This window comes from Aurantiacibacter sediminis (assembly GCF_016019885.1).
Classification (GTDB): domain Bacteria; phylum Pseudomonadota; class Alphaproteobacteria; order Sphingomonadales; family Sphingomonadaceae; genus Alteraurantiacibacter; species Alteraurantiacibacter sediminis.
The window spans coordinates 220,642-241,620 of sequence record NZ_JAEANY010000002.1; the positions used below are offsets into that span (position 1 = coordinate 220,642).

The following is a 20,979-nucleotide window of genomic DNA, read 5'->3' on the forward strand; positions in this document are numbered from 1 at the left end:
GCGTTTCTGGCGAAACTATCCCCGTTTTTGCGACGAATTGCGGCTCGAAGTGACTCAAAAGACTCACATTTGACGCCTTGGTGCGATTCGATTCTCAGCGATCACGTTTGGCGAGAAGCCGGAGTCGAAGGGCATTCAGCTTGATGAAGCCCGCTGCATCGGCCTGATCGTATGCGCCGGCATCGTCCTCAAATGTGACATGCGCTTCCGAATAGAGCGAGGCGGGGGACTTCCGGCCCACAACCATCGCGTTGCCCTTGTAGAGCTTCAGCCGGACGGTACCGATGACCTTCTCTTGGCTGAGGTCGATTGCTGCCTGCAGCATCTCGCGCTCCGGGCTGAACCAAAAGCCATTGTAGATAAGCTCCGCATATTTCGGCATCAGCTCGTCCTTCAGGTGAGCAGCGCCGCGATCGAGTGTGATCTGTTCGATACCGCGATGGGCGCGGGCGTATATCTCGCCGCCCGGCGTTTCATACATGCCGCGGCTCTTCATACCGACGAAGCGGTTTTCGACCAGATCGAGGCGGCCGATGCCGTGCTTGCGGCCCAGATCGTTAAGCGCGGTCAGCAGTGTGGCAGGGCTCATGGCCTCACCATTCAGCGCCACGCCATCGCCCTTCTCAAAGTCGATGGTGATGTATTCGGGCGCGTCGGGAGCTTGTTCCGGATGGTCGGTGCGCGAATAGACATAGTCGGGCGTCTCCTCCCACGGGTCTTCCAATACTTTGCCTTCGGACGAAGTGTGGAGGAGGTTCGCATCGGTCGAGAAGGGGCTTTCGCCGCGCTTATCCTTGGGCACCTGGATCTGGTGCTTTTCGGCCCAGTCGATCAGCGCGGTACGGCTGGTCAGATCCCATTCGCGCCAAGGGGCAATGACGGTTATGTCCGGATCGAGCGCGTAGGCGGAGAGTTCGAAGCGCACCTGATCATTGCCCTTGCCGGTCGCGCCATGGGCGATGGCATCGGCGCCGGTTTCATGCGCAATCTCGACGAGACGCTTGGAAATCAGCGGGCGAGCGATGCTGGTGCCAAGCAGGTAATCGCCTTCATACCGCGCGTTCGCACGCATCATCGGGAAGACAAAATCGCGCACGAATTCCTCGCGCAGGTCCTCGATATAAATGTGTTCGTCCGGAATGCCCATCGCCTGCGCCTTCGCGCGCGCGGGTTCTATTTCCTCGCCTTGTCCGAGATCGGCAGTAAAGGTGACCACCTCCAGCGCGCGCTCCTTCATCAGCCATTTGGCAATGACGCTGGTATCGAGGCCGCCCGAATAGGCGAGGACAACGCGTTTGATATCGGACATGGGGCACGGCTTCCTGTAAGTTACGCCGCGCGGCTAGCAAGCGCTGCACCCCAGCGCAATTTATTGATGGATTTAGAGTAAGCACGATTAGCCGGGCTTGAGGAATTGTGTCCGCCCTCATCGTATGATTGAACAATGCTGAGATAAGTGTAAGTGTCCAGCTATTGTTACAGGAGAAGTGTAATGAAGTTTGGACTGCTTTGTGGCGCTCTTGCGATTGCTGCCATCCCGGCCACCGCGTTTGCACATGAAATCCTTCATTCTGGTCATGAACATGCGCATGGCGATGATTGCGGCCATCAGGCTGTCGAACATGCTGGGCATGTGGATTACCTGCATGATGGCCATTTGCACAATCCGCATGATGGCCACACGGATGAGCATTCAGTCGATGTGACAAGCACCAATCCTGAGGCGGAAGCGCTGGTGGAACATGTCGCGCATGACGAACACGATCATGAGGGCTCTGAAGCCATGCATGCGGTGGTCCAGCACGGCGCGCATTATGATTATGTCCACGACGGTCGCCTGCATCATCCACATGGCAATCACGTCGACGATCACGGTCCGCTGACGCCTGTCGCCGCTTCCTAAGCTTCCGGTGCGATCCCTGCGATCCTCGCTGTATCCAAAATAGCGGCGACGAAACCGTCAGGATCGTCCTCCTGAATGAAATGGTGCCCCTGCAATGTGCGGTGGGCACCTTTTTCAGCGCCTGGCACACGTTCCTTGAACTGGCGATCGCCGCCGCGCGTGATCGGATCGCGATTGGAGAAGGCGCAGGTGAAGGGCTTATCGAAAGTCTCCAGCGAGGCCCAAGCGCCCTTTTGATCGGGGACAGCGACGTTTGCTCCCAGCGGTACGAGAGCCGGGAACATGCGTGCAGCCGCCTTGCTTGCGCGAGTGGGGAAGGGCGCATCATAGGCTGCGACTTCTGCAACGCTCAGATCGCGGCTTGTCGCTTTCTGAAGGATGCCGCCGATCGGAAATACTGGGCTCCACCGGGCAAAGCGGCGCCATGCGGCGAAGGCTTTTGGCGGCTCCTGCCCTTCCGGTAGGCCGCCATTGGACAGTACCACTGCGGCAAAGCTTTCGGGCATGTCGGCGACGAGGCGCAGGCCAATTAGTGACCCCCAGTCCTGACAGGCGAGCAGGATATCGCTCAGGTCGAGCGCTTCGAGCCATTCGCGCATCCAGGCGACATGCCCCGCATAGGTGAAAGCCGATTTGCGCGTCGGCTTGTCAGAGCGACCGAAACCGATCAGGTCCGGCGCAATTACGCGATATCCCGCTGCAACCATTGGCGGGATCATATGGCGATAGAGATAGCACCAGCTTGGCTCGCCATGCATCATCAGCACAATGGGCGCGTCACGCTCGCCTTCATCCAGATAGTGCAGCCTCAGGCCGCTACTCAGTTCGTGATAATGCGGTGGGAAATCAAAATCCGGCAGGTTCGCAAACCGCTTGTCCGGCGTGCGAAAGACTTTGCCGAAGCTCAAGAAATCTCACTCGCGCCCAACTGCGGATTGCGACGGGTGATGTAATTCAGCCAAGCCTTGGGCCGGCGCAAATAGTCTTCGGGCACATCGGCGCGAAGGCCAACCAGCTGGGCCATGCGGGCGACGAAATGGATGCAATTGTTTTCGTCCAGATCGTAATAATCGCCCGGATAATCCCGCCAGGCAATAACTTCGGCGCGCAGGCGGCGATATTGTGCGTCCGTTACCGTCACGGAGAAATGGCGGTTTGTGTTCTCGATCGTGCTCTGCGTTTCGGAGAGGATCATATGCTCTGCCGGGCCGGAAGTGATCGCCTCTGCACTGCTGCGCGCGGAGAAACCGTAATTCTCATTGATCCGAGTGCCATTCGACAGCGTCCCTTCAAAAACCACGAAAGTGTGCGGATAGCGGCCCCAAAGCACGCTGCCGTTGAAGCTGTGGAAGTGCACATTCACCTGCGCCAGCGCGGGCGTGGCAACACCAAGTGCAGCGAGCGCGAGGAGGGTCGCGGCGAGGATCCGGGTCATCATTCGGCGAAGCGGATTCATGGTCATTTTTGCTCTTTGGCTTTCTGATCGGGAGACGAAACGTCTTTGAGAAGTCCGGGGAAATACAGCGCAAGTCCCCCTGCGCGCAACAGGTAGCTTGCAGAAATTGCGATCCACACACCCAGATTGCCGCTAGGCCGCAGCGCATAATCGAGCGCAATATAGAGAATGGTCGAGGCGACACCCGCATTGCGCAGCGCCCGTCCGCGCGTCGTGCCGATGAAAATACCGTCCAGCATCCAGCTTGGCATGCCGAGAAGCGGGACGAGCGCGGCGAAAGGCAGGAAGCGGCGTGCCTCTTCACGCACGGCGGCATCGGTGGTGAGCAGGTCGATTACCGCGCCGCCGCCGAAATAGAACAGAGCGGCAAAGGCTATGCCAGCGAGCAGAGCGAATTCTCCGGTCAGATAAATCGCCCGGGTGAACCGCTTGCGGTCCCTCGCGCCATAGGCCTGTCCGACGCGCTCTTCCGCTGTGAAGGCGAAGGCGTCGAGCACGAAGGCGGCGACGTTGATGAATTGCAGCAGCACGTGATTGGCCGCGAGCGCTTCTGCCCCGATCCGCGCGCCCGCATTGGCGAACCAGGTGAACAGGATGAGCAGCGCGATGGTGCGGATCATGATGTCGCGATTGACTGCGAAAAGCTGCAGCAGCTGCTCCCGATCAAGGAGCAGCGGGCGTGGTATGGTGCGGGCGAGCGAGAGTACGCTTGTCCCCGCCACGCGGCCGACGATAATGATGCCTAGCGCCAACGCGATCCACTCTGCGCAGGCTGTGCCGAGGCCCACGCCATAGGCTCCCATCTCGAGGCCCCAGACGAACCACACATCGAGCGCGATATTGGCGAGGTTCATGACGATCTGGAGGGCGAGCGCCTCTCGCGTTCGGCCAAGCCCCAGCAGCCAGCCATTCATCGCATAGACCGCCAGCGCAGCGGGCGCTCCGTAAAAGCGGCCCTCCATGTAATCGCCAGCATCGCCCTGAACTGCGTCCGATCCGGACAGCACCGTAAAAGCCAGTTGGCTGATCGGTATGCTGAGCGCGAGGATCAGCAGCCCCAGCGCAAATCCAATGCCGAGCGACCGCAATAGCAGCGCCTCGACCTCGCGGCGGTCATCCGAACCATTCGCCTGCGCGGTGAGGCCCGTCATCCCCATGCGCAAGAAGCCGAAGGTCCAGAACACGAGATTGATAATCGTCGCCCCAAGCGCGACTCCGGCCAGTGCCACAGCATCGCCCGTGCGCCCGATGACGGCAGTGTCGACAATGCCAACCAGCGGGACAGACGCCTGCCCCAGCATGATCGGCCACGACTGCGCAAAGACAGATGCGCGGGTGAGGGGGCGGGTGGAGTTCATTATAAGGTGCGGAAGCCCACCCCGCTGCGACAAGGCCTCACCTTCGGTTCGGCAAGTCTCGCTCCCCTCCCACCTGCGGGAGGGGCTGGGGGTGGGCCTACTCCGCCGCTTCCTTCATCGTCGGGTCGAGGTGCCATGCTGGCGGTTCTTCCAGTCCGCGCAGTCGCTCTGATTCCTCATACATGTAGTCGCGCGTCATCGGGATGGCGTCGCGTTCTTTCACGTAGAGGATCTGCCAATTGACCATGTTGCCGTTGCGGAAGCTCTGCTCTGCGCCGGCGAGATAAAACAGCCACATGCGGTAGAACACCTCGTCATACATCTCGATGATCTCATCCTTATGTATGACAGTCCGGTTGTACCATTCTTCCAGCGTGTGGCAGTAATGGAAGCGCATCGCCTCGACATCCATCACCTGCCAGCCGAACTGCTCGCTCTGCGTGACGAGCTCTGACAGGGCGGGGATATAGCCGCCGGGGAAAATGTATTTCCGGGTCCAGGCATCTGTAAAGCCCGGGCGACCGGCGCGGCCGCAGCAATGGCTGAACATCACCCCGTCCTTCTTCAGCAGGCGGTGAGTATGCTCGTAGAACTGCGGATAGTGCGGCGTGCCGACATGTTCGAGCAGGCCGACGCTGGTAATGCGATCGAATTTGCCCTCGACATCTCGGTAATCCATCAGCGCGAACTTCACCTTTTCGTCAACACCGGCGTCCTTTGCGCGCTCCTTGCAGAAGGCGATCTGGTCGGGCGCGAGGGCAACGCCCAGCACTTCGCAGCCATAGGTGCGGTGTAGGTACAGCGCGAGGCCGCCCCAGCCGCAGCCGATATCCAGCACTTTCATGCTGGGGCCGTTTTCTTTCGTGATGTTGAGCTTGGCGGCGATGTGCGCCTTCTTGTCGAGCTGCGCCTTTTCCAGGCTGTTATCCAGATCGCGGTGATAGCCCATCGTGTATTGGCGATCTTCGTCGAGGAACAGCTCGTAAAGCCGCCGCGTCAGATTGTAGGTGTGCTCGGCATTCTTGCGCGCCTTACCCTTCAGGTTCACGCTGTCGATCTTTGCGATGCTTTTCTGAATGGCGGTGCGGATCGCGCCTTTTGGCTTGAGCGGAGCATCGCCTAGGGTCTTCGCGTTTTCGGTCACGTAAAGGATCATGTCGCGAATATCGTGCGGCTCTTCGACGACGAGCCAGCCCCACATGAAGGCCTCGCCAGCGCCGCATTGCGGATAGCGCGCGATATGACTGGCGGCTTTCTTGTTCGTCAGGCGGACCTTGACCGGGCCGCGGTCCATGCCGTGGATGCCCTCTTCCACGCCCGGACCATATTCGTAAATCTTTCCATCATGGTCGGTGATGACCATCTTGCCGCGCTTGATCGCTTTTTGCAGAAATTTGTCGAGCAGCCACATAGGCGCAACGTCCCCCGAAATATCGTGTTTTGATCGAAGGCGGGTTTGCGAGCCGTTTTGCGCAGAGTCAATCGTCGGCTATCCGCAGCTGTGGGCTGGGGAAGGAGCGATGCCATGGCGGAAAACAAGACGAAACCGACTTCGGTGGAAGTCACGGAATTCATTGAGAGCGTGGACCATGCGGGCAGGCGCGAAGATGCCAAAGTGCTAGATGCGCTATTTCGCCGTGTGACCGGAGAAGAGCCGCAGATCTGGGGGCCGAGCATGATCGGCTATGGCACCTATCACTACAAATATGACAGCGGGCGGGAAGGCGATTTCCTGCGCACGGGGTTCAGTCCGTGCAAGGCCAAGCATTCGGTCTATCTGATGGGCGGCTATTGCGAGGATGTGACGGCCAAGCGCAATGAGGAATTGCTTGCGAAGCTGGGCAAGCATTCACGCGGCAAAAGCTGCCTCTACATCAACAAGCTGGCAGATATTAATCTGAACGTGCTGGAAGAGCTTGTCCGGGTAAACTGGGACGCGATGAATCGCGTCTATCCGCCTGTTTGATCAGATCCCCGCATACCACTGATAACCAGCGCGATCTTCCCAATATCCACCGTAACCAGCGCCGATATCGTCAAGCGAGGCGACGGCTTCGATGCCGGTGAGATATTTGGCGTGTTTGTACCCTAGCTGCCGCTCGAGCCGCAGTCTCAAAGGCGCGCCGTTGCGAATAGGCAGCGCTTCACCGTTGAGCTGATGCGCGATGATCGTTTGCGGATGATAGGCATCGTCCATGTCGCAGCTTTCGTAATACTCGCTGCCACCCAGCGTGTCGGCGCAGTAGAAAACGATGAAACGCGCATCTTCACTCGGCTGCGCGGCTTCGAGGATCGCGGAAAGCTGCGGACCGATCCATTCGCCGATCGCGCTCCAGCCTTCGACACAATCGTGACGCGTGATCTGTGTGCGCTGGGGAAGGGCGCGGATGTCCTCCATCGAAAGCGTCATGGGATTAGCGACAAGGCCGCCCACCGCCAACTGCCAATTGGCAAAGCCTTCCGCCTCGGCCGCGCGATATTCGTCCGTATCGACCGTTTGCGAGCCATTGCCGCGGAAGAAAGGGGACACATCATTGCGGCTAAATTCGGGAGCCATAGGGATGCGTCCGCCGCCCAGCGCCCGGTGTAGGCCGCGATGCCAGTTTTCCGCCCCATCGACGAGTTTTTCAAACAGGGCGGTGTCGCCGATTTTTGAGCAACCGGCGAGAAAAGCCGAACCTGCTGCGACAAGGAAATTGCGGCGTTTCATGCTGGCTCTCCTGTCTCTTCACGGCCACCGGTGATCATCATCCGGATGTGTTTCACTGGCCCTGCGGCGAGCACCAGCAGAATGTGCATCACGAGAAATGCAGCGAGCAGCCAGGCCGCGATAAAGTGCAGCGAACGGGCGCTCTGACGGCCGCCGAACAGCTCTGTCATCCATGGCCATGCGGCTTCCATGCCCGGGCTCATCACCATGCCGGTGAAGATCATCAGCGGGATCAGGATCAGGATGACAGAGGCGTAGGCGATCTTTTGGAGGATGTTGTACTTGCCCTCGCCATGTTTGAAATTGAAGCGGGCGTGCTGCTTCACATCGGTCCAGATATTGGAGAGCCGCCATTCCCTTGCGCGGGCGAAAATGTCGCGCTTCAGATGGCCGTTGATCAATGCCGCAATCATGAAAGCGAGCAGGCCGAAGGCGAAAATTAGCGAGAACAGTATATGCCAGTCGCGCGCGGCGGAGAGGCTGTAATAATCCGGGATCGTCATCCAGCCAGGAAAGCGCGGCACTTCCAGCCAGGCGTGCTCTGGCGCGAAGCCCCAATCACCCCAATACAGCCGCCGATGCGCGTTGGAGATATTGAGGCCGCTCATGAACAGGATGATGATGCTGACTGCATTCACCCAATGCCAGATGCGCGTGGATAGGGCGTGCCGTTTTCTCACCTTACTCACTGCGAAGCTCCCTCCCGCTCAAGATAGATGACGTCCCGATCCTGATTTAGCAGATGCTGCCCGGAATCGACGAAGATGGATTGCCCGCTCGCCAGCGGCCCCTCGGCAAGGAACAGAGCCGCATCGGCGATTTCACTGGCATCCGTGCGCCGTTCAAGCAGGTTGAGCGTGTGCGAGCGTTCCGCTTCCGCTTGGCTCTGATCATGGCTCGGCAGGATTGCACCGGGAGCAAGAGTGTAGACGCGGTCCTCGCCCGCGTAGACCATCGCCAGCATTTTCGCCGCCACATCGGTCGCAGCCTTGCTCATCGTGTAGCTGAAGAAGTCGGGATTGAGATTTTCCAGCTTCTGATCGGTAAATTGTATCACCCGCCGCCCGCCAGTGCTGCGCGCATTTGCGAGATAGGCTTGTGCCATGAGGGCAGGGCTGACGGCGTTTACGATCATGTTCCGATGGTTCGTCGCCGGGTCCAATCCGGTTACTTCATCGGCTTTGAAAATGGAGGCATTGTTGATGAGACAGCGCCAATCCGCCTGCGATGCAGCCAGATCGTGGATCATTGCGACGGCGGCATCCGGATCGGACAGGTCGCATTGTACTACTTCGGCGCTGGGTAGCTCCGCCGCGAGCTCATCCGCCGCATCGCGCGAGGAGTTGCAATGGATGATGACATGCCAGCCCGCCTCGGCAAACCGCTCCGTCATGGCTTTGCCAAGCCGTTTCGCGCCGCCGGTGATAAGGACTGATCTGGTTGTCATGGCCTCAACCTAGACCCATAGGTCGTGCGCGCAAGTCCGCTCTGGCCGCTCAGCTGTCCGGCACTTTGCTGCGCAGATCCTCCAGCCAGACATCCGCCACCGCGTCGCTTGGAGCTCGCCAGTCTCCGCGTGGAGACAGAGCACCGCCCGCGCTGACCTTGGGGCCATTGGGCAGGGCGCTACGCTTGAATTGGCTGAACTGGAAAAAGCGCTTCACAAAGTTTTCCAGCCAGCGGCGGATGGTGGCAAGATCGTATTCATTCTTTCCGGCTTCGGGGAAGTCATGCGGCCACAAGCCAGCCCCGGCATCTTTCCACGCATTCCAGCACAGGAACGCGACATGGCTCGGGCTCTGGCCCCAGCGGATGGTGTGATGCAGGAAGAAGTCGTTTAGCTCGTAAGGCCCGATGATGCTTTCGGTCGACTGGATCGAACCATCTTCGGCAGCGGGCACAAGCTCGGGAGAGATTTCCGTGCCGAGCACCTCTTCAAGCACCGCGTCACAATGCTTGTCGAATTGGTTGGTACGCGTGCACCAGCGGATGAGATACTGGATCAGCGTCTTGGGTACGCCCGCATTCACGGCATAATGGCTCATCTGGTCGCCTACGCCATAGGTGCACCAGCCCAGCGCCAATTCCGACAGATCGCCCGTGCCGAGCACGAAGCCGCCGTGATGGTTGGCAAGGCGGAACAAGTAGTCGGTGCGCAGGCCTGCCTGCACATTCTCGAACGTCACATCATGCACCGGCTCGCCATCGGCGAAGGGGTGGTGCATATCCTCGAGCATCTGCCGCGCGGCAGGCTTGATATCGATCTCCTCCGCCGTGGTGCCAAAGGCTTCCATCAGCTTCCATGCGTTCGACTTGGTGCCGTCCGAAGTGGCGAATCCGGGCATAGTGTAAGCGCGGATGGTGGAGCGCGGCAGGCCGAGCATGTCGCACGCCTTCGCCGCCACGATCAGCGCATGGGTGGAATCGAGTCCGCCTGAAATACCGATCACCAGTGACTTCGGATTGGTCGCCTTCATCCGCCGAGCGAGGGCATCGACCTGGATGTTGAATGCTTCGTAGCAATCCTCATCAAGTTTTTCCTTGCGGTTGGGCACGAAGGGGAAGCGGCGGATGGCGCGTTTCAGCCCGATATCGCCTTGGCTGTATTGATGATCGAAGCCGACCACGCGGAAACTGTCTTCAGGCCGCCCTGCATCTTCGGCTGCATCGTTGAATGTGCCCATGCGCATGCGCTCATTGAGGATGCGCCGCGTGTCGATATCTGTGACGCACAGCTCAGGCTCCAGCTCGAAACGCACGCTTTCGACCATCAGATCGCCGAGCTCATAGACCATGCCCTGGCCATCCCAGCTGAGGTCCGTGGTGCTCTCGCCGAAGCCGCTGGCGGAATAGGCATAGACGCAGACCGAACGGCTGGAGGAGGCACGGCACAGCATGTGGCGCTCATCCGATTTGCCGATTGTGATATTGCTGGCCGAAAGGTTGAGCAGGATCGTCGCACCCGCAAGCGCCGCCATGGTGCCGGGCGGATTAGGGCTCCAGTAATCTTCGCAAATTTCGATACCGAAGGTAAAGCCGGGCAGGTTGGTCGCGGAGAAGATCATGTCGGTCCCGAACGGGATTTCTGCGCCGTTCACGCCGATCCACAGATCGCGGCAATTATTGCCCCGCGCAAAATAGCGCTTCTCGTAGAATTCGCGATAATTCGGCAGGTAGCTCTTGGGAACTGCGCCCAGCACTTCGCCATGCGCGATCACGACGGCGCAATTGTAGATCCGGCCATTGCGGCGCAGCGGCGCGCCGATCACCAGTACAGGCGTCATCGTCTCGCTGGCCGCGCGAATGGTCTCGATACGCTGCTCGACCGCTTCCAGCAGCGCCGCCTGCAAGTGCAAATCGTCGATGGCGTACGAAGACAGGCAGAGCTCGGGATAGAGCAGCAGGTCGACATTCTGCTCATGCGCGGCGCGGGCCTGCTCGATAATCCCCTCGCAATTATACGCGACATCAGCGGTGCGGCAGCGCGGCGTCGCTGTGGCCATACGGACAAAGCCATGGGCGTGCATGTCGTGAAAGTCGAAGGAGGCTTCGCTCATCTTGGTGTCGCTTTCTGCGTGGTCTTCGGCAGGTTCAAGGAAATCGGCAGGCTCGCAAATGCCCAGCTCGGCAAGGCGTTTTTGCGTGGGTTTGCGCGGGACTTTGCCCTTGGCTTCCCAGCCATAGACGGTGCGGCTGGGCCAGGGTTCCGGCTCGCCATAGCGCTGCCCGAATTCTTCGGCGCTGAGCGGCGGGTCATGCTTTTCGCGCCAAGCACGGATTTTCTGACCTGCCAGATGCATGGTCGATGCGGTATCCGAAAAGGATACTCGCCACAAGCGTGCTTGGCGCCAGAAACAAAAAACGCCGCCGCTCGGAGAGAGAGCGACGGCGTTCTTTTCGGGGCACTCATATATCCGCGCGCGATCCGCAGGGGGTTACATGAATGCTGTTTGTAGTTAGCGGCAGCGCGCACCGCCGCGATCGATTTCGCGGCCTAGCAGTCCGCCAATGGCCGCGCCAAGGACGGTGCCGAGTGTACGATCACCGCGGCTGTCGATTTCGCGGCCTATCAGCGCGCCACCGGCTGCGCCGATGATCAGGCCGGTCGTGCCATTGTCTCGCTCGCAATAGTAACGGCCGTCGCGGCCCTGCCAGACACGGTCACCACGGCGCACGCGGCGCGGTTCGTAATAGCGTCCACGGTCGTCATACACGCGGTCACGGCGCTGATCGCGGCGGCAGGCGCGGCGATCGCGGCGGCGCTCGTATCGGTCGCAGCGATCATATCGGTCATACCGATCATAGCCGCGATGATTGTCATGATAGCCATGTGCCGGGGCCCAAGCGGGCGGGCCACCCTGCGCCATGGCAGGTGTTGCGGGAAGTGTCAGCGCAGCGGCTGCAGCAAGAGCGAACAATGGTTTCTTCATGGCCTCATTTACCTTTCCGATTCGACACGTCGGGTGTCGGTGAAAGGATGTATTGTTCAGCAAAGCCCAACCGCAGATGAACAGCTCGTTGGAAATGTTTTTCAGAGACGAAGTGTTTTTTCGCTGCGATCAGGTGAGCTTGCGCGCGGTGATCGCGATCCAGTCTCGCACTGTCCCGTCCGTGCCTTCACCTTCCCAGATGCGCTCATCAACGATGGTGAAACCCGCCTGCCGATATTGAGCCGTGATCCAGTCGGGATCGGGAAAATTGTGCAATCGGCCAAGCAAGCAGCGCCCCTCTCCATCGCCAAGCTTGAAGCTTGCATAGTGCCATCCGCCCTGTCGCAGGGCCTGGTGAATGCGAGACAAAACATTAGGCAAGTCGGCGCGCGGTACATGGAGCAGGCAGGCATGCGCCCATACCGCGTCATACTTGGCGTGGGCCAGAAGTTCATCGAAGCGCATTTGCCGCGCGCCAACAGCAAATCTCTCATTGGCTTTGCGAACCATTGCCGAAACCCCATCGGTCGCATCAACGCTAAAGCCGCGAGCCATCATGCGCGCCGCATCCTGACCTCCGCCGCAGCCAAGCTCGAGGATTCGTGCTTCAGGTTTAAGCTTATCGAGAAAGCTATCGAGATCACGGCTCGGCGCTTGCGCAAAGCTCAGTGTGTAATACGAGGCGGACTTTTCGTAGTAGGCGAGGGTGGCAGGATCGCTCATTCGCTCGGAGTTTCGCCGCGCAGATGTTCCGCAAAGAAGGCGAGCGTGGCCGGCCAAATCTCTTGCTGCGCGAATTGATTGGCGGGGTTGCCTGTCTCCCGGCTGCCGTCGCCTGACAGATAATGCCCCGCATCGGTAAAGACGAGCGAGACCGTCTCGAGCCCTGCAGCGACGCGCCTTTCTGCAATCGCCTGCGCCATTTCGCCTGAATTCCATACAAGATCGGCATCGCCGCCTGCGACAAGCACGGGCTCATCGATGTTTTCGACCGGGATACGGGCAATCACGGCGCGATCGGGATTGGCGTTACGACCCCGATCATGCGGCAGGCGAATGCGCGGCCTGCCTTCGGGTCCGGTCGGATTGGCGAACTCCTCTCCCATGCCGAGATAGGGCACGAAAGGGAGCGGCTCTCCGCGCCAGCTGAAAGAACTGGCCGTGCGGCCTGCGCCCCAGCCTTCCCAAACGACATCGCTCGGCACGATCGCGGCGATCGCTGCAAAGCCATCGATCAGGGTTCCGCCTAGTAGCGCCATTTCCGCGCCTTTCGAGACACCGTAAATGCCAATCGCATCCGCGCGGATCTCAGGGCGGCTCTGAAGCCAGTCGAGAGCGATCTCGAGCGTGTCGACCGGAATATCGGCAAAAGCATTTGGCAGGCCTGGAATGTGACGGTCTCCTTCGCGAGCGGGGGAGTAATAGGGCAGGCCGAAAACGGCATAGCCTTCCGGCGCAAATCTTTGCGCAAAAGTCCGCGCGCTCGAATCTCCGCCTTCGCTTCCGCCCAGGACTATGATCACAGGATAGGGGCCGTCACCTTCGGGCAAAGCGAGAAATGCGCCGGGCAGGCTTTCTCCTGCAGTGATGTACTCGGCGGAAACACTGGCGGCATCTTCTTGCGCGTTGACAGATTGCACAGGCACGACGCAGGCGGCCGCGAATGCGAAAATGTGGCGAAATTGCATCTCTCTCGTCTCCCTCACACTCGTGATAGATCGAGTTACGGAGTAAAGCCAAATTTGGTCGCACCCAGAGCCTTGTCTACACGCAATTTCTATGCATGAGTGAGCGCTCAGGAGGGATCGCAAATGTTTTATCGCCAATGCCTTTTCGCAGGCCTCGCCAGTCTCGCTGCCACTGGAGCAGCAGCAGCGCAGGACATCCACGGCTTCGAACGCGATCCGCAGCGCGATATGCGCGCGAGCGTCGGCATTTCGATACCCTTTGGCGGATCAAACAGGCAGGCGGCGAACATGCAGCCGCGTTTCGATTTTCACATCGAAACTGGAGACAGCGATTGGCATTCGCGCGCGCAGAACCTGGCGGATCCGCGCAATGATGCGCACCGCAATGTCAGGCGCTCGCAATTCTCGCTGACTTTCGAGGATGAGCCGCGCTTCCTTGTGAATGGCGCTGCGCCGCTCGAAATCGCTGCGCTGCGAGCCGGGCAAGATGGCGATCCAGATGATCAGCCTCAGGGCACGGGCGATGGACCCAATGGCGGCGACGATGTGGATGAACCCGACGCCATCGATCACATCGCCCGAGGCGCGCTGTTTACCGGCGCGGTTGTGGCGACAGGTGTGGCGGTGATAGTGGGTGCATTCGTCCTTTCGGACAACGACGAAAACTAAGCTTCCGCCGCCGCTTAAGAGTGCAAAGCGCGGCGCAGCTTCTCAATTAAAAGGGAGGAAATCAGATCGCTTATTGCACCCGCGGGTCTCGGTAGCGAGGCGCCATGTCGCGCAGTATGTTGCCCCGTGCATATCCGAAGACGAACAAGATCAGCACCATTGTCAGGATGAAGTCAGCGAAGGTCGAATAGAACAGCCATACATCCGTCGATGTGTACAGCGCCACCAGCAGGTTAGCGCCCGCCATCACCGTTCCAAGCAAGCCCATTCCTATGCCGAGCCGCGCTACGTCGATATCGGTATATGGCAGATAACGCTTCAGTCGCGTCGCAAGCCGCCTTCCTCCCATAAAGCCATCGCCGAAGAACAGCGCGGCGCTGATGAGCCCGATCGCCGTCGTGCGATATTTCACTGCCTCATCGCTTTGAAAAATCATGGCGAGGGCTGCCGATAGCAGCAGCATGAAAATGCCGAACATGGCGAGGCCGCCGAGCAGATCCACTTTGGTCACTCGCTGAAGGATGAGAAGAACGATCCCGATCCCCGCTCCCACAAATGCAGCGGTGGTCAAGTCGGTCAGCTTGGCAATCGCGAAAAACAGCAGGCCGAGCGAGATATCGACAGCAAGCGGAACCTTGTTGCGCTTCCAAACGGCCGGATCATAATTGTCCTTCGTGGTTTGCTCAGCTACGCCCTCCTGCCACCCCTCGCGCACCAATGAGCCAAAGCTCTTGCCCTCCATTTCAATCGCGTGCTGCTTGTATTTCTCTGGAAACGCTATCGTCTTGCCAGGGTGGCTTTCGTGGATGAGCTGACCGTCTCGCCTGACAGCAATGCCGGTATTCAACATGCTGATATACCCTGCCTCGACTTCGAGGCGCGACCCATCTGGCAGATCAGTCACGAGCCGATGATTGCGGATCGCTTCCTCCCCAAAGTCGGGAGTGGCATCGCTGGCGACGAGAGCTCCATCGATATAAAGTTCGGAAAGAAGACCGTTGGTTTGCGAACGCAATGTAACGCGGCAGCGATGTCCGTCGATCACGAACGGGCGACGATAGCGCCAGATGGTCCAGCCTTTGGACACGCTGCGTCCGTTTTCAGTCCGCCGCTGCGGCCATGGCCGCCTCACGATCGAGCTCGGCTCTACTTTTCTTCTCCGCAGCCGTTTTCAGCTGGCCGCATGCGGCATCAATATCGCGCCCGCGCGGTGTGCGCACGGGTGCGCTGATGCCGCCTTCGAAAACGATGTTGGAGAAGGCCTTGATCCGTTCGGGCGATGAGCACTCGTAGACGGCACCCGGCCACGGATTGAAGGGAATGAGATTTACTTTCGCCGGCAGCTTGTATTCCTTCAGCAGGCGGACAAGCTCGCGCGCGTCTTCGTCGCTGTCGTTCTTGTCCTTCAGCATCACGTATTCGAAAGTGATGCGGCGCGCGTTGCTGGCACCGGGATAATCGGCGCAGGCCTGCAGCAATTCCTCGATGCCGTATTTCTTGTTGATCGGCACGATCTCGTCGCGAATGTCCTTGCTAACTGCGTGGAGCGAGACGGCAAGGTTCACGCCGATTTCCTCGCCGCAGCGCTCCATCGCCGGGACAACGCCGCTGGTGGACAGCGTGATACGCCGCTTGGAGAGGGCGAGGCCGTCGCCATCCATCACCAGTTGCAGCGCGCTTTTCACATTGTCGAAATTGTACAGCGGCTCCCCCATGCCCATCATCACGATGTTGGTGAGCAGGCGACCATCGGCGGTGTATTCGGCTTCGCTTTCTTCCTCGGCGAAATCCATCTTGCCCTTGGGCCATTCGCCCAGAGCATCGCGCGCCAGCATGACCTGGCCGACGATTTCGCCCGGCGTGAGGTTGCGCACCAGGCGCATCGTGCCGGTGTGGCAGAAACGGCAGTTCAGCGTGCAGCCGACCTGGCTGGAGACGCACAGAGTTCCGCGATCGGCATCGGGGATGAAGACCATCTCGAATTCGTGGCCGTCGGCGGTTTTAAGGAGCCATTTGCGTGTGCCGTCGGTCGAGTGCTGCGCCTCTACGACTTCGGGCCGGCCGATCACAAACCGTTCGGCAAGCCATGGGCGCATTGTCTTGGCAATATCGGTCATCGCCTCGAAATCGGTGACGCCGCGGTGGTAGAGCCAGTGGAAGACCTGCTTGGACCGCAGCTTCGCCTGCCGCGCATCAAGGCCAGCACCTTCAAACAGGGCTGCGATGTCTTTCTTTGGTAGCCCGATCAGGTCCACGCGGCCATCTTCGCGCGGCGTGATGTCACGCGCGACGGGAACGGGGTCAACCTGCCCCGGAATGCTCATCAATGTCGTATCTGCCATGGGTGGCGCGCATATAGTGCGACTTGTCCGCCTTGGCTAGCTTTGCCGCTACTGCGCGCAGCCAACCCGTGCCGCGTCCATGGCGGTTGCCGCGCCATCAAGGCTGTAGCGATCGGTAAAGCGATTGCCGCGGGCATCTGTGGCGCTGATGGTCATGCGGCTGGCAGAGCGCATGGCGGAGACGATTTCACCATCCGCGCGCACGTCAGTCGCCCAGGCATCGCCTTCACCTGCAGTCAGGACGAAGCGCTGTCCGCCCACGGCGAGGGCCACGCGGGGATTGTCTGACAATTCGCGGCTCAGGCGAAAATGCACCTGCCCGCGCACATTGCGATCAGGCCATGTGCCAACGCTTGCGAAAGGCACGAAGTCGAGGCCCGCTCCGCCTTCTGCTGCCGCAATCGCATAGCAGCGCGGCGTTTCGGGATCGCGGAAAGCGCCCCAATCGCCAAACACGCCAAGGCTGTCACGTGCCAAAGCCGGAGCGGAAATCACCAAGATAGCAAGCGGGATGAGCAGCAATCGCATGCCGCTTGTATAAGCGCATTTGTCACACGCTGTGAATCCCGAAAATCGGACTCAATTCGTCCGGTTTTTCTGGCTTTTTACCGGCATTTCCCCTATATGAATGAGGACGGAGGGGGTTCTCCTAAAAACCCGATAAAGACAAGGACGCCCGCGGGATAACGCCGCGCGGCGAGGAGAGAGATGAGCCTGTTTGCCGATTATAACCTGCCCTTTGCCATAGCGCTGGGGGTAATGGCTTTGCTTACGCTGTTGCAGGTGATCGGGCTGGGCGATTTCGATTTTGGCGGCGATGTCGATCTCGATGTCGGCGCCGACGGGGAAATTGCCGATCCGACTTCTGCCGGGCTTGGCGGAGCGATCACTACCCTGCTGGGCCTGGGTAAAGTGCCGCTCTTCGTGTGGTTGATTGTCTACCTGCTCCTTTTCGCCGTCATTGGGATGAGCATTCAGGCCTTTGCCAGTGATCTGACGGGCACGCCGCTATTTGCCTGGCTCGCCGCGCTGATTGCCGGGGGTGCGAGCCTCCCAGTGACCGCCACGCTGGTTCGGCCGCTCGGTCGCCTGCTGCCGCAGGATGAAACAAGCGCGGTCAGCCTCAACACGCTGGTCGGGAAACGCGCCGTAATCACCGATGGCACATCGGAAAAGGGCTCTGCCGCCCGCGCACGGGTGCGCGATCACCACGGCCAAACGCATTATGTCATGGTTGAGCCGCATGAGGATGCCAGCGTGATTCCCGCTGGAGATGAAGTTCTATTGGTACGCCGGGAGGGGAATGTGTTCTTCGGTGTGCCGCTGGCCGAGCGAAAGCTCGCCCCGATGGGGAATTGAGCACGCTCAGGCCAGTCCACCAGTTCACAACAAGGAGAGAATATGGAAGCGTTTTTAGACATTGGAATGTGGGGCGGTATCGGTCTCGTCGTTGTAATCTTGGGATCGATAATCTTCCTCACCAAGCTCTATCGACGGGCTTCCAAGGAAATCGCATTTGTCCGTACGGGTGTGGGCGGCGAAAAGGTCGTGATGAACGGGGGCGCGCTTGTCTTCCCGATCTTCCACGAAACCATGCCGGTCAACATGAACACGCTGGTCCTCAGCGTTGTGCGCCGCGATGGCGAAGCGCTGATTACGCTCGACCGCCTGCGGATCGACGTGAAAGCGGAATTCTACGTCCGCGTGAAGCCTGATGGTGAAGCCATTGCCATGGCCGCGCAGACGCTTGGCCAGCGCACGATGCAGCCGGAAATGCTGAAGGACCTTGTCGAAGGCAAGTTCGTCGACGCGCTGCGCTCCGTCGCTGCCGGTATGACGATGAACGAGCTGCATGAGCAGCGTGCCGACTTCGTGCAGAAGGTGCAGCAGGTCTCGTCCAACGACCTTGCGATGAACGGGCTTGAGCTGGAATCGGTCTCGCTGACCGGTCTCGATCAGACCTCGATCGAGCATTTCAATGCCAACAACGCCTTCGACGCCGAAGGTCTCACCAAGCTGACCGAGCAGATCGAAGCGCGCAAGAAATTGCGTAACGATATCGAGCAGGACACGCGTGTGCAGATGGAGGCCAAGAACCTCGAAGCCGACCAGCGCAGCTTCCAAATCAGCCGTGACACCGAATATGCGCGCCTTGAGCAGGAACGCGAAGTCGAAGTCCGGCGCGCCTCGCAAATGTCCGAAATCGCCAGCCAGCAGGCCGAGCGCCAGCGTGAAGCCGATGCTGCGCGGATCGAGGCGAAGAAGCTTGTCGATGCGCAGCAGATCGAAGCTGACCGGCTGGTGGAAGAAGCTCGGATCGACCAGGTCCGCGCACTCGAAATCGCCCGACAGGAACAGCAGATCGCTGTCCAGAACAAGTCGCGCGAGGAAAGCCAGGCGAAGGCAGAGGCAGACGAGGCACGTGCCAAGGCTGTGCAAGCCGAAGAACAGGTCGCCACGGCCCGCGAAAGCGAGATTGCAGAGCGTCAGAAGAAGATCGAATTGATCGAAGCGGCCAAGCAGGCCGAGCGTGATGCAATCAAGATCCGCGTCGATGCCGAAGCCGACAAGGATGCAGCCACCAACCGCGCCGAAGCCGCTCGCCGCGAGGCAGAGGGTGAAGCCGATGCGGTGAAACTGCGCGCCGAAGCCGACCGCGTGAAGTTCGAAGTGGAAGCCGAGGGTCAGCGGGCCGTCAACGAAGCTGCGAACATCCTCTCGATGGATCAGATCAGCTTGCAGACGAAGCTTGCCCTGCTAAAGGTGCTGCCGGAAGTCATCCGCGAAAGCGCCAAGCCGATGGAAGCGATTGACTCGATCAAAATCGTGCAGGTCGATGGCCTCACCCAGCGCTCTGGCGCACCCGGTTCGACGGGCGGCGCAGGCGTGGGCGGCGGCTCGGGAAACCTTGCCAATGATGCGGTGGCAGCAGCGCTCGCCTACCGTGCGCAAGCCCCGGTTCTCGATGGCCTGATGAAAGAGCTTGGCCTCGATGGCTCCTCTCTCGGCAAGATCGTCGAAGGGGCTGCCAGAGGCGATCAGGACGCTATGGCGCAGCTGAGCGCAGAGGTGACCGATGCAGAGAACCTGCCTTCGCTCTTCGACCCCGAAGCGGGCGAGGGCGATGCTGACGATACGGATGCCGAAGCGGCTGAGTAAGCTTACGCTTAGCTCAATCTAAGGAAGGCCCCCGGTTCGCGCCGGGGGCCTTTTTGTTGCACTGCGGCAACGCATGGGCCACATCGACCCCATGACGAAAGGCTCCGACACAAAATCCAGGCAAGTGCTCGTCCTGCAAGGCGGCGGCGCGCTCGGCGCGTATCAGGCGGGCGTCTATGAAACGATGCACGGCGAAGCGCTAGAGCCTGACTGGGTCGCGGGCATCTCCATCGGTGCAATCAACGCCGCATTGATCGCCGGAAACACTCCTGAGCAGCGCGTCGAAAGGCTGCGCGCCTTTTGGGAGAAGGTCAGCTCCGAACTCCTTGGCATCGCTCCTGCCGATGATGGCCCTGCCCGCCGATGGTTCAATGAAATAGCGGCCAGCACTGTCGCGACGATTGGCGCGCCGGGGTTTTTCCGTCCGCACAATTTCTTCGCGCCGAGTGCCGATGCACTGCTTCAGACGATCAGCATGTATGACACCTCGCCGTTGCGAGAGACTCTGCTGGAGCTGGTCGATTTCGACATGCTGAACGACGGGCCGATGAAAGTCAGCCTTGGCGCGGTGAATGTACTGACGGGCAATTTCTGCTGGTTCGACAACCGCGAACAGCGGCTGGAGCCAGAACATGTCATGGCGAGCGGCGCGCTTCCTCCGGGCTTTCCGCCGGTTATCATCGAGGGGCAGCCCTATTGGGACGGCGGCCTTGTTTCGAACACGCCGCTGCAGCACGTCATCGACACCGCCGAGCGCTGCGACATGACGATCTACCAGGTCGATCTATTTCACTCTCGCGGAGAGCTGCCGCGCGATTTGTCGCAAGTGCTCCAGCGCGAAAAAGACATCCGCTATTCCAGCCGCACGCGCTACAACACTGACGCTGCGCAACAGCTGGAAGAGTTGAGGCTGGCAGCAGCGCGGCTATGCGAAAAGCTGCCCGATGAGTTGCGGGACGATCCGGACCTGCGCGCGCTCACACAGGCAGAGCCCCCGGGCGTCATGCGGGTGATGCACCTGATCAACCGCCGCGAGCCGCATCAGAGCTTTTCCAAGGATTACGAATTCTCGCGCGCGACGGTGAACGACCATTGGAGCGGCGGCGCGGCCGATATGGCGCTGTCGCTCGATCACCCGATGTGGACGGAACGCGACATGGAGCATCGCGGGATCATCGCTTATGACTGCACCAATCCTGACGGCGCGCGTATGCGAGGGCCCGACGGGGTGCAGCTTTACGCTGAGAACAAGGCGGCGGAATAA

At 59.9% G+C, this 20,979-nt stretch carries 21 protein-coding genes; 6 read left to right on the forward strand and 15 right to left on the reverse strand.

What is annotated here, in order from left to right; translation table 11 throughout:
• Positions 1-94: 94 nt before the first annotated feature.
• Complete coding sequence (locus tag I5L03_RS06605) at positions 95-1,309, reverse strand: argininosuccinate synthase (RefSeq protein ID WP_197920956.1); 1,215 nt, start codon at positions 1,307-1,309, stop codon at positions 95-97.
• A 183-nt stretch (positions 1,310-1,492) separates the two neighbouring features.
• Between I5L03_RS06605 and I5L03_RS06610 the strand changes: the two genes are divergently transcribed.
• Entirely contained in the window at positions 1,493-1,903 is a 411-nt protein-coding gene (locus I5L03_RS06610; RefSeq protein ID WP_197920957.1) for a hypothetical protein, read from the forward strand.
• Here I5L03_RS06610 and I5L03_RS06615 read toward each other — a convergent pair.
• From I5L03_RS06615 to I5L03_RS06630, 4 genes are all read right to left on the reverse strand, one after another.
• Positions 1,900-2,811 carry a haloalkane dehalogenase gene (locus I5L03_RS06615; RefSeq protein WP_197920958.1) on the reverse strand — a complete coding sequence of 304 codons (912 nt, stop codon included), beginning with the start codon at positions 2,809-2,811 and terminating at the stop codon, positions 1,900-1,902. The genes I5L03_RS06610 and I5L03_RS06615 overlap by 4 nt on opposite strands.
• The gene (locus I5L03_RS06620; protein WP_234035120.1) at positions 2,808-3,365 is read right to left on the reverse strand and encodes a hypothetical protein; all 558 of its coding nucleotides are present in this window, start codon (positions 3,363-3,365) and stop codon (positions 2,808-2,810) included. Before I5L03_RS06620 ends, I5L03_RS06615 begins: the two co-directional genes overlap by 4 nt.
• Positions 3,362-4,717, reverse strand: coding sequence for an MATE family efflux transporter (locus I5L03_RS06625; RefSeq protein ID WP_197920959.1), 1,356 nt, complete (start codon positions 4,715-4,717; stop codon positions 3,362-3,364). Before I5L03_RS06625 ends, I5L03_RS06620 begins: the two co-directional genes overlap by 4 nt.
• Positions 4,718-4,814: 97 nt before the next feature.
• A complete protein-coding gene (locus I5L03_RS06630) occupies positions 4,815-6,128 on the reverse strand; it encodes an SAM-dependent methyltransferase (RefSeq protein WP_197920960.1) in 1,314 nt (437 codons plus the stop codon).
• A 114-nt stretch (positions 6,129-6,242) separates the two neighbouring features.
• Between I5L03_RS06630 and I5L03_RS06635 the strand changes: the two genes are divergently transcribed.
• A complete protein-coding gene (locus I5L03_RS06635) occupies positions 6,243-6,683 on the forward strand; it encodes a DUF1801 domain-containing protein (RefSeq protein WP_197920961.1) in 441 nt (146 codons plus the stop codon).
• Here the strand turns inward: I5L03_RS06635 and I5L03_RS06640 are convergent, their stop codons facing one another.
• The 7 genes from I5L03_RS06640 to I5L03_RS06670 form a co-directional block, all read right to left on the reverse strand.
• Positions 6,684-7,427 carry a molybdopterin-dependent oxidoreductase gene (locus I5L03_RS06640; RefSeq protein WP_197920962.1) on the reverse strand — a complete coding sequence of 248 codons (744 nt, stop codon included), beginning with the start codon at positions 7,425-7,427 and terminating at the stop codon, positions 6,684-6,686.
• Positions 7,424-8,116 carry a cytochrome b/b6 domain-containing protein gene (locus I5L03_RS06645; protein WP_197920963.1) on the reverse strand — a complete coding sequence of 231 codons (693 nt, stop codon included), beginning with the start codon at positions 8,114-8,116 and terminating at the stop codon, positions 7,424-7,426. The genes I5L03_RS06640 and I5L03_RS06645 overlap by 4 nt, the downstream gene beginning before the upstream one ends.
• A complete protein-coding gene (locus I5L03_RS06650; protein ID WP_197920964.1) occupies positions 8,113-8,874 on the reverse strand; it encodes an SDR family oxidoreductase in 762 nt (253 codons plus the stop codon). Before I5L03_RS06650 ends, I5L03_RS06645 begins: the two co-directional genes overlap by 4 nt.
• Positions 8,875-8,923: 49 nt before the next feature.
• On the reverse strand, positions 8,924-10,984 hold the full coding sequence (locus tag I5L03_RS06655; protein WP_197921488.1) for an NAD(+) synthase: 2,061 nt from the start codon (positions 10,982-10,984) through the stop codon (positions 8,924-8,926).
• Positions 10,985-11,383: 399 nt separating this feature from the next.
• Entirely contained in the window at positions 11,384-11,857 is a 474-nt protein-coding gene (locus tag I5L03_RS06660; RefSeq protein ID WP_197920965.1) for a glycine zipper 2TM domain-containing protein, read from the reverse strand.
• Positions 11,858-11,986: 129 nt separating this feature from the next.
• Positions 11,987-12,580, reverse strand: coding sequence for a class I SAM-dependent methyltransferase (locus I5L03_RS06665; protein WP_197920966.1), 594 nt, complete (start codon positions 12,578-12,580; stop codon positions 11,987-11,989).
• The gene (locus I5L03_RS06670) at positions 12,577-13,545 is read right to left on the reverse strand and encodes an acyl-CoA thioester hydrolase/BAAT C-terminal domain-containing protein (RefSeq protein WP_197920967.1); all 969 of its coding nucleotides are present in this window, start codon (positions 13,543-13,545) and stop codon (positions 12,577-12,579) included. Before I5L03_RS06670 ends, I5L03_RS06665 begins: the two co-directional genes overlap by 4 nt.
• Before the next feature lie 123 nt (positions 13,546-13,668).
• Between I5L03_RS06670 and I5L03_RS06675 the strand changes: the two genes are divergently transcribed.
• Positions 13,669-14,214, forward strand: a complete 546-nt coding sequence (locus I5L03_RS06675) for a hypothetical protein (RefSeq protein ID WP_197920968.1) — start codon at positions 13,669-13,671, stop codon at positions 14,212-14,214.
• A 70-nt stretch (positions 14,215-14,284) separates the two neighbouring features.
• On the opposite strand, the gene I5L03_RS06680 is transcribed toward I5L03_RS06675, so the two are convergent.
• The 3 genes from I5L03_RS06680 to I5L03_RS06690 are packed head-to-tail and all read right to left on the reverse strand — an operon-like array spanning position 14,285 to position 17,084.
• Complete coding sequence (locus I5L03_RS06680) at positions 14,285-15,301, reverse strand: septation protein IspZ (RefSeq protein ID WP_197920969.1); 1,017 nt, start codon at positions 15,299-15,301, stop codon at positions 14,285-14,287.
• Between the two features lie 13 nt (positions 15,302-15,314).
• Positions 15,315-16,556 (reverse strand): 23S rRNA (adenine(2503)-C(2))-methyltransferase RlmN, encoded by a 1,242-nt coding sequence (gene rlmN, locus I5L03_RS06685; protein WP_197920970.1) that lies wholly within the window; start codon positions 16,554-16,556, stop codon positions 15,315-15,317.
• A gap of 48 nt (positions 16,557-16,604) precedes the next feature.
• Complete coding sequence (locus I5L03_RS06690; protein WP_197920971.1) at positions 16,605-17,084, reverse strand: invasion associated locus B family protein; 480 nt, start codon at positions 17,082-17,084, stop codon at positions 16,605-16,607.
• 180 nt (positions 17,085-17,264) lie between these two features.
• On the opposite strand from I5L03_RS06690, the gene I5L03_RS06695 reads away from it, so the two are divergent.
• The 3 genes from I5L03_RS06695 to I5L03_RS06705 all read left to right on the forward strand — a co-directional run bounded on the left by I5L03_RS06695 (position 17,265) and on the right by I5L03_RS06705 (position 20,979).
• On the forward strand, positions 17,265-17,915 hold the full coding sequence (locus I5L03_RS06695; protein WP_197920972.1) for a YqiJ family protein: 651 nt from the start codon (positions 17,265-17,267) through the stop codon (positions 17,913-17,915).
• A gap of 42 nt (positions 17,916-17,957) precedes the next feature.
• Complete coding sequence (locus I5L03_RS06700) at positions 17,958-19,715, forward strand: flotillin family protein (protein ID WP_197920973.1); 1,758 nt, start codon at positions 17,958-17,960, stop codon at positions 19,713-19,715.
• Positions 19,716-19,806: 91 nt separating this feature from the next.
• Entirely contained in the window at positions 19,807-20,979 is a 1,173-nt protein-coding gene (locus I5L03_RS06705; RefSeq protein ID WP_197920974.1) for a patatin-like phospholipase family protein, read from the forward strand.

Coding starts and splice junctions, on each gene's coding strand:
- I5L03_RS06605 (WP_197920956.1), bottom strand. CDS start 1,309: ATGTCCGATATCAAACGCGTTGTCCTCGCCTATTCGGGCGGCCTCGAT.
- I5L03_RS06610 (WP_197920957.1), top strand. CDS start 1,493: ATGAAGTTTGGACTGCTTTGTGGCGCTCTTGCGATTGCTGCCATCCCG.
- I5L03_RS06620 (WP_234035120.1), bottom strand. CDS start 3,365: ATGACCATGAATCCGCTTCGCCGAATGATGACCCGGATCCTCGCCGCG.
- I5L03_RS06625 (WP_197920959.1), bottom strand. CDS start 4,717: ATGAACTCCACCCGCCCCCTCACCCGCGCATCTGTCTTTGCGCAGTCG.
- I5L03_RS06630 (WP_197920960.1), bottom strand. CDS start 6,128: ATGTGGCTGCTCGACAAATTTCTGCAAAAAGCGATCAAGCGCGGCAAG.
- I5L03_RS06635 (WP_197920961.1), top strand. CDS start 6,243: ATGGCGGAAAACAAGACGAAACCGACTTCGGTGGAAGTCACGGAATTC.
- I5L03_RS06640 (WP_197920962.1), bottom strand. CDS start 7,427: ATGAAACGCCGCAATTTCCTTGTCGCAGCAGGTTCGGCTTTTCTCGCC.
- I5L03_RS06650 (WP_197920964.1), bottom strand. CDS start 8,874: ATGACAACCAGATCAGTCCTTATCACCGGCGGCGCGAAACGGCTTGGC.
- I5L03_RS06655 (WP_197921488.1), bottom strand. CDS start 10,984: ATGAGCGAAGCCTCCTTCGACTTTCACGACATGCACGCCCATGGCTTT.
- I5L03_RS06660 (WP_197920965.1), bottom strand. CDS start 11,857: ATGAAGAAACCATTGTTCGCTCTTGCTGCAGCCGCTGCGCTGACACTT.
- I5L03_RS06665 (WP_197920966.1), bottom strand. CDS start 12,580: ATGAGCGATCCTGCCACCCTCGCCTACTACGAAAAGTCCGCCTCGTAT.
- I5L03_RS06670 (WP_197920967.1), bottom strand. CDS start 13,545: ATGCAATTTCGCCACATTTTCGCATTCGCGGCCGCCTGCGTCGTGCCT.
- I5L03_RS06675 (WP_197920968.1), top strand. CDS start 13,669: ATGTTTTATCGCCAATGCCTTTTCGCAGGCCTCGCCAGTCTCGCTGCC.
- rlmN (WP_197920970.1), bottom strand. CDS start 16,556: ATGGCAGATACGACATTGATGAGCATTCCGGGGCAGGTTGACCCCGTT.
- I5L03_RS06690 (WP_197920971.1), bottom strand. CDS start 17,084: ATGCGATTGCTGCTCATCCCGCTTGCTATCTTGGTGATTTCCGCTCCG.
- I5L03_RS06695 (WP_197920972.1), top strand. CDS start 17,265: ATGAGCCTGTTTGCCGATTATAACCTGCCCTTTGCCATAGCGCTGGGG.
- I5L03_RS06700 (WP_197920973.1), top strand. CDS start 17,958: ATGGAAGCGTTTTTAGACATTGGAATGTGGGGCGGTATCGGTCTCGTC.
- I5L03_RS06705 (WP_197920974.1), top strand. CDS start 19,807: ATGACGAAAGGCTCCGACACAAAATCCAGGCAAGTGCTCGTCCTGCAA.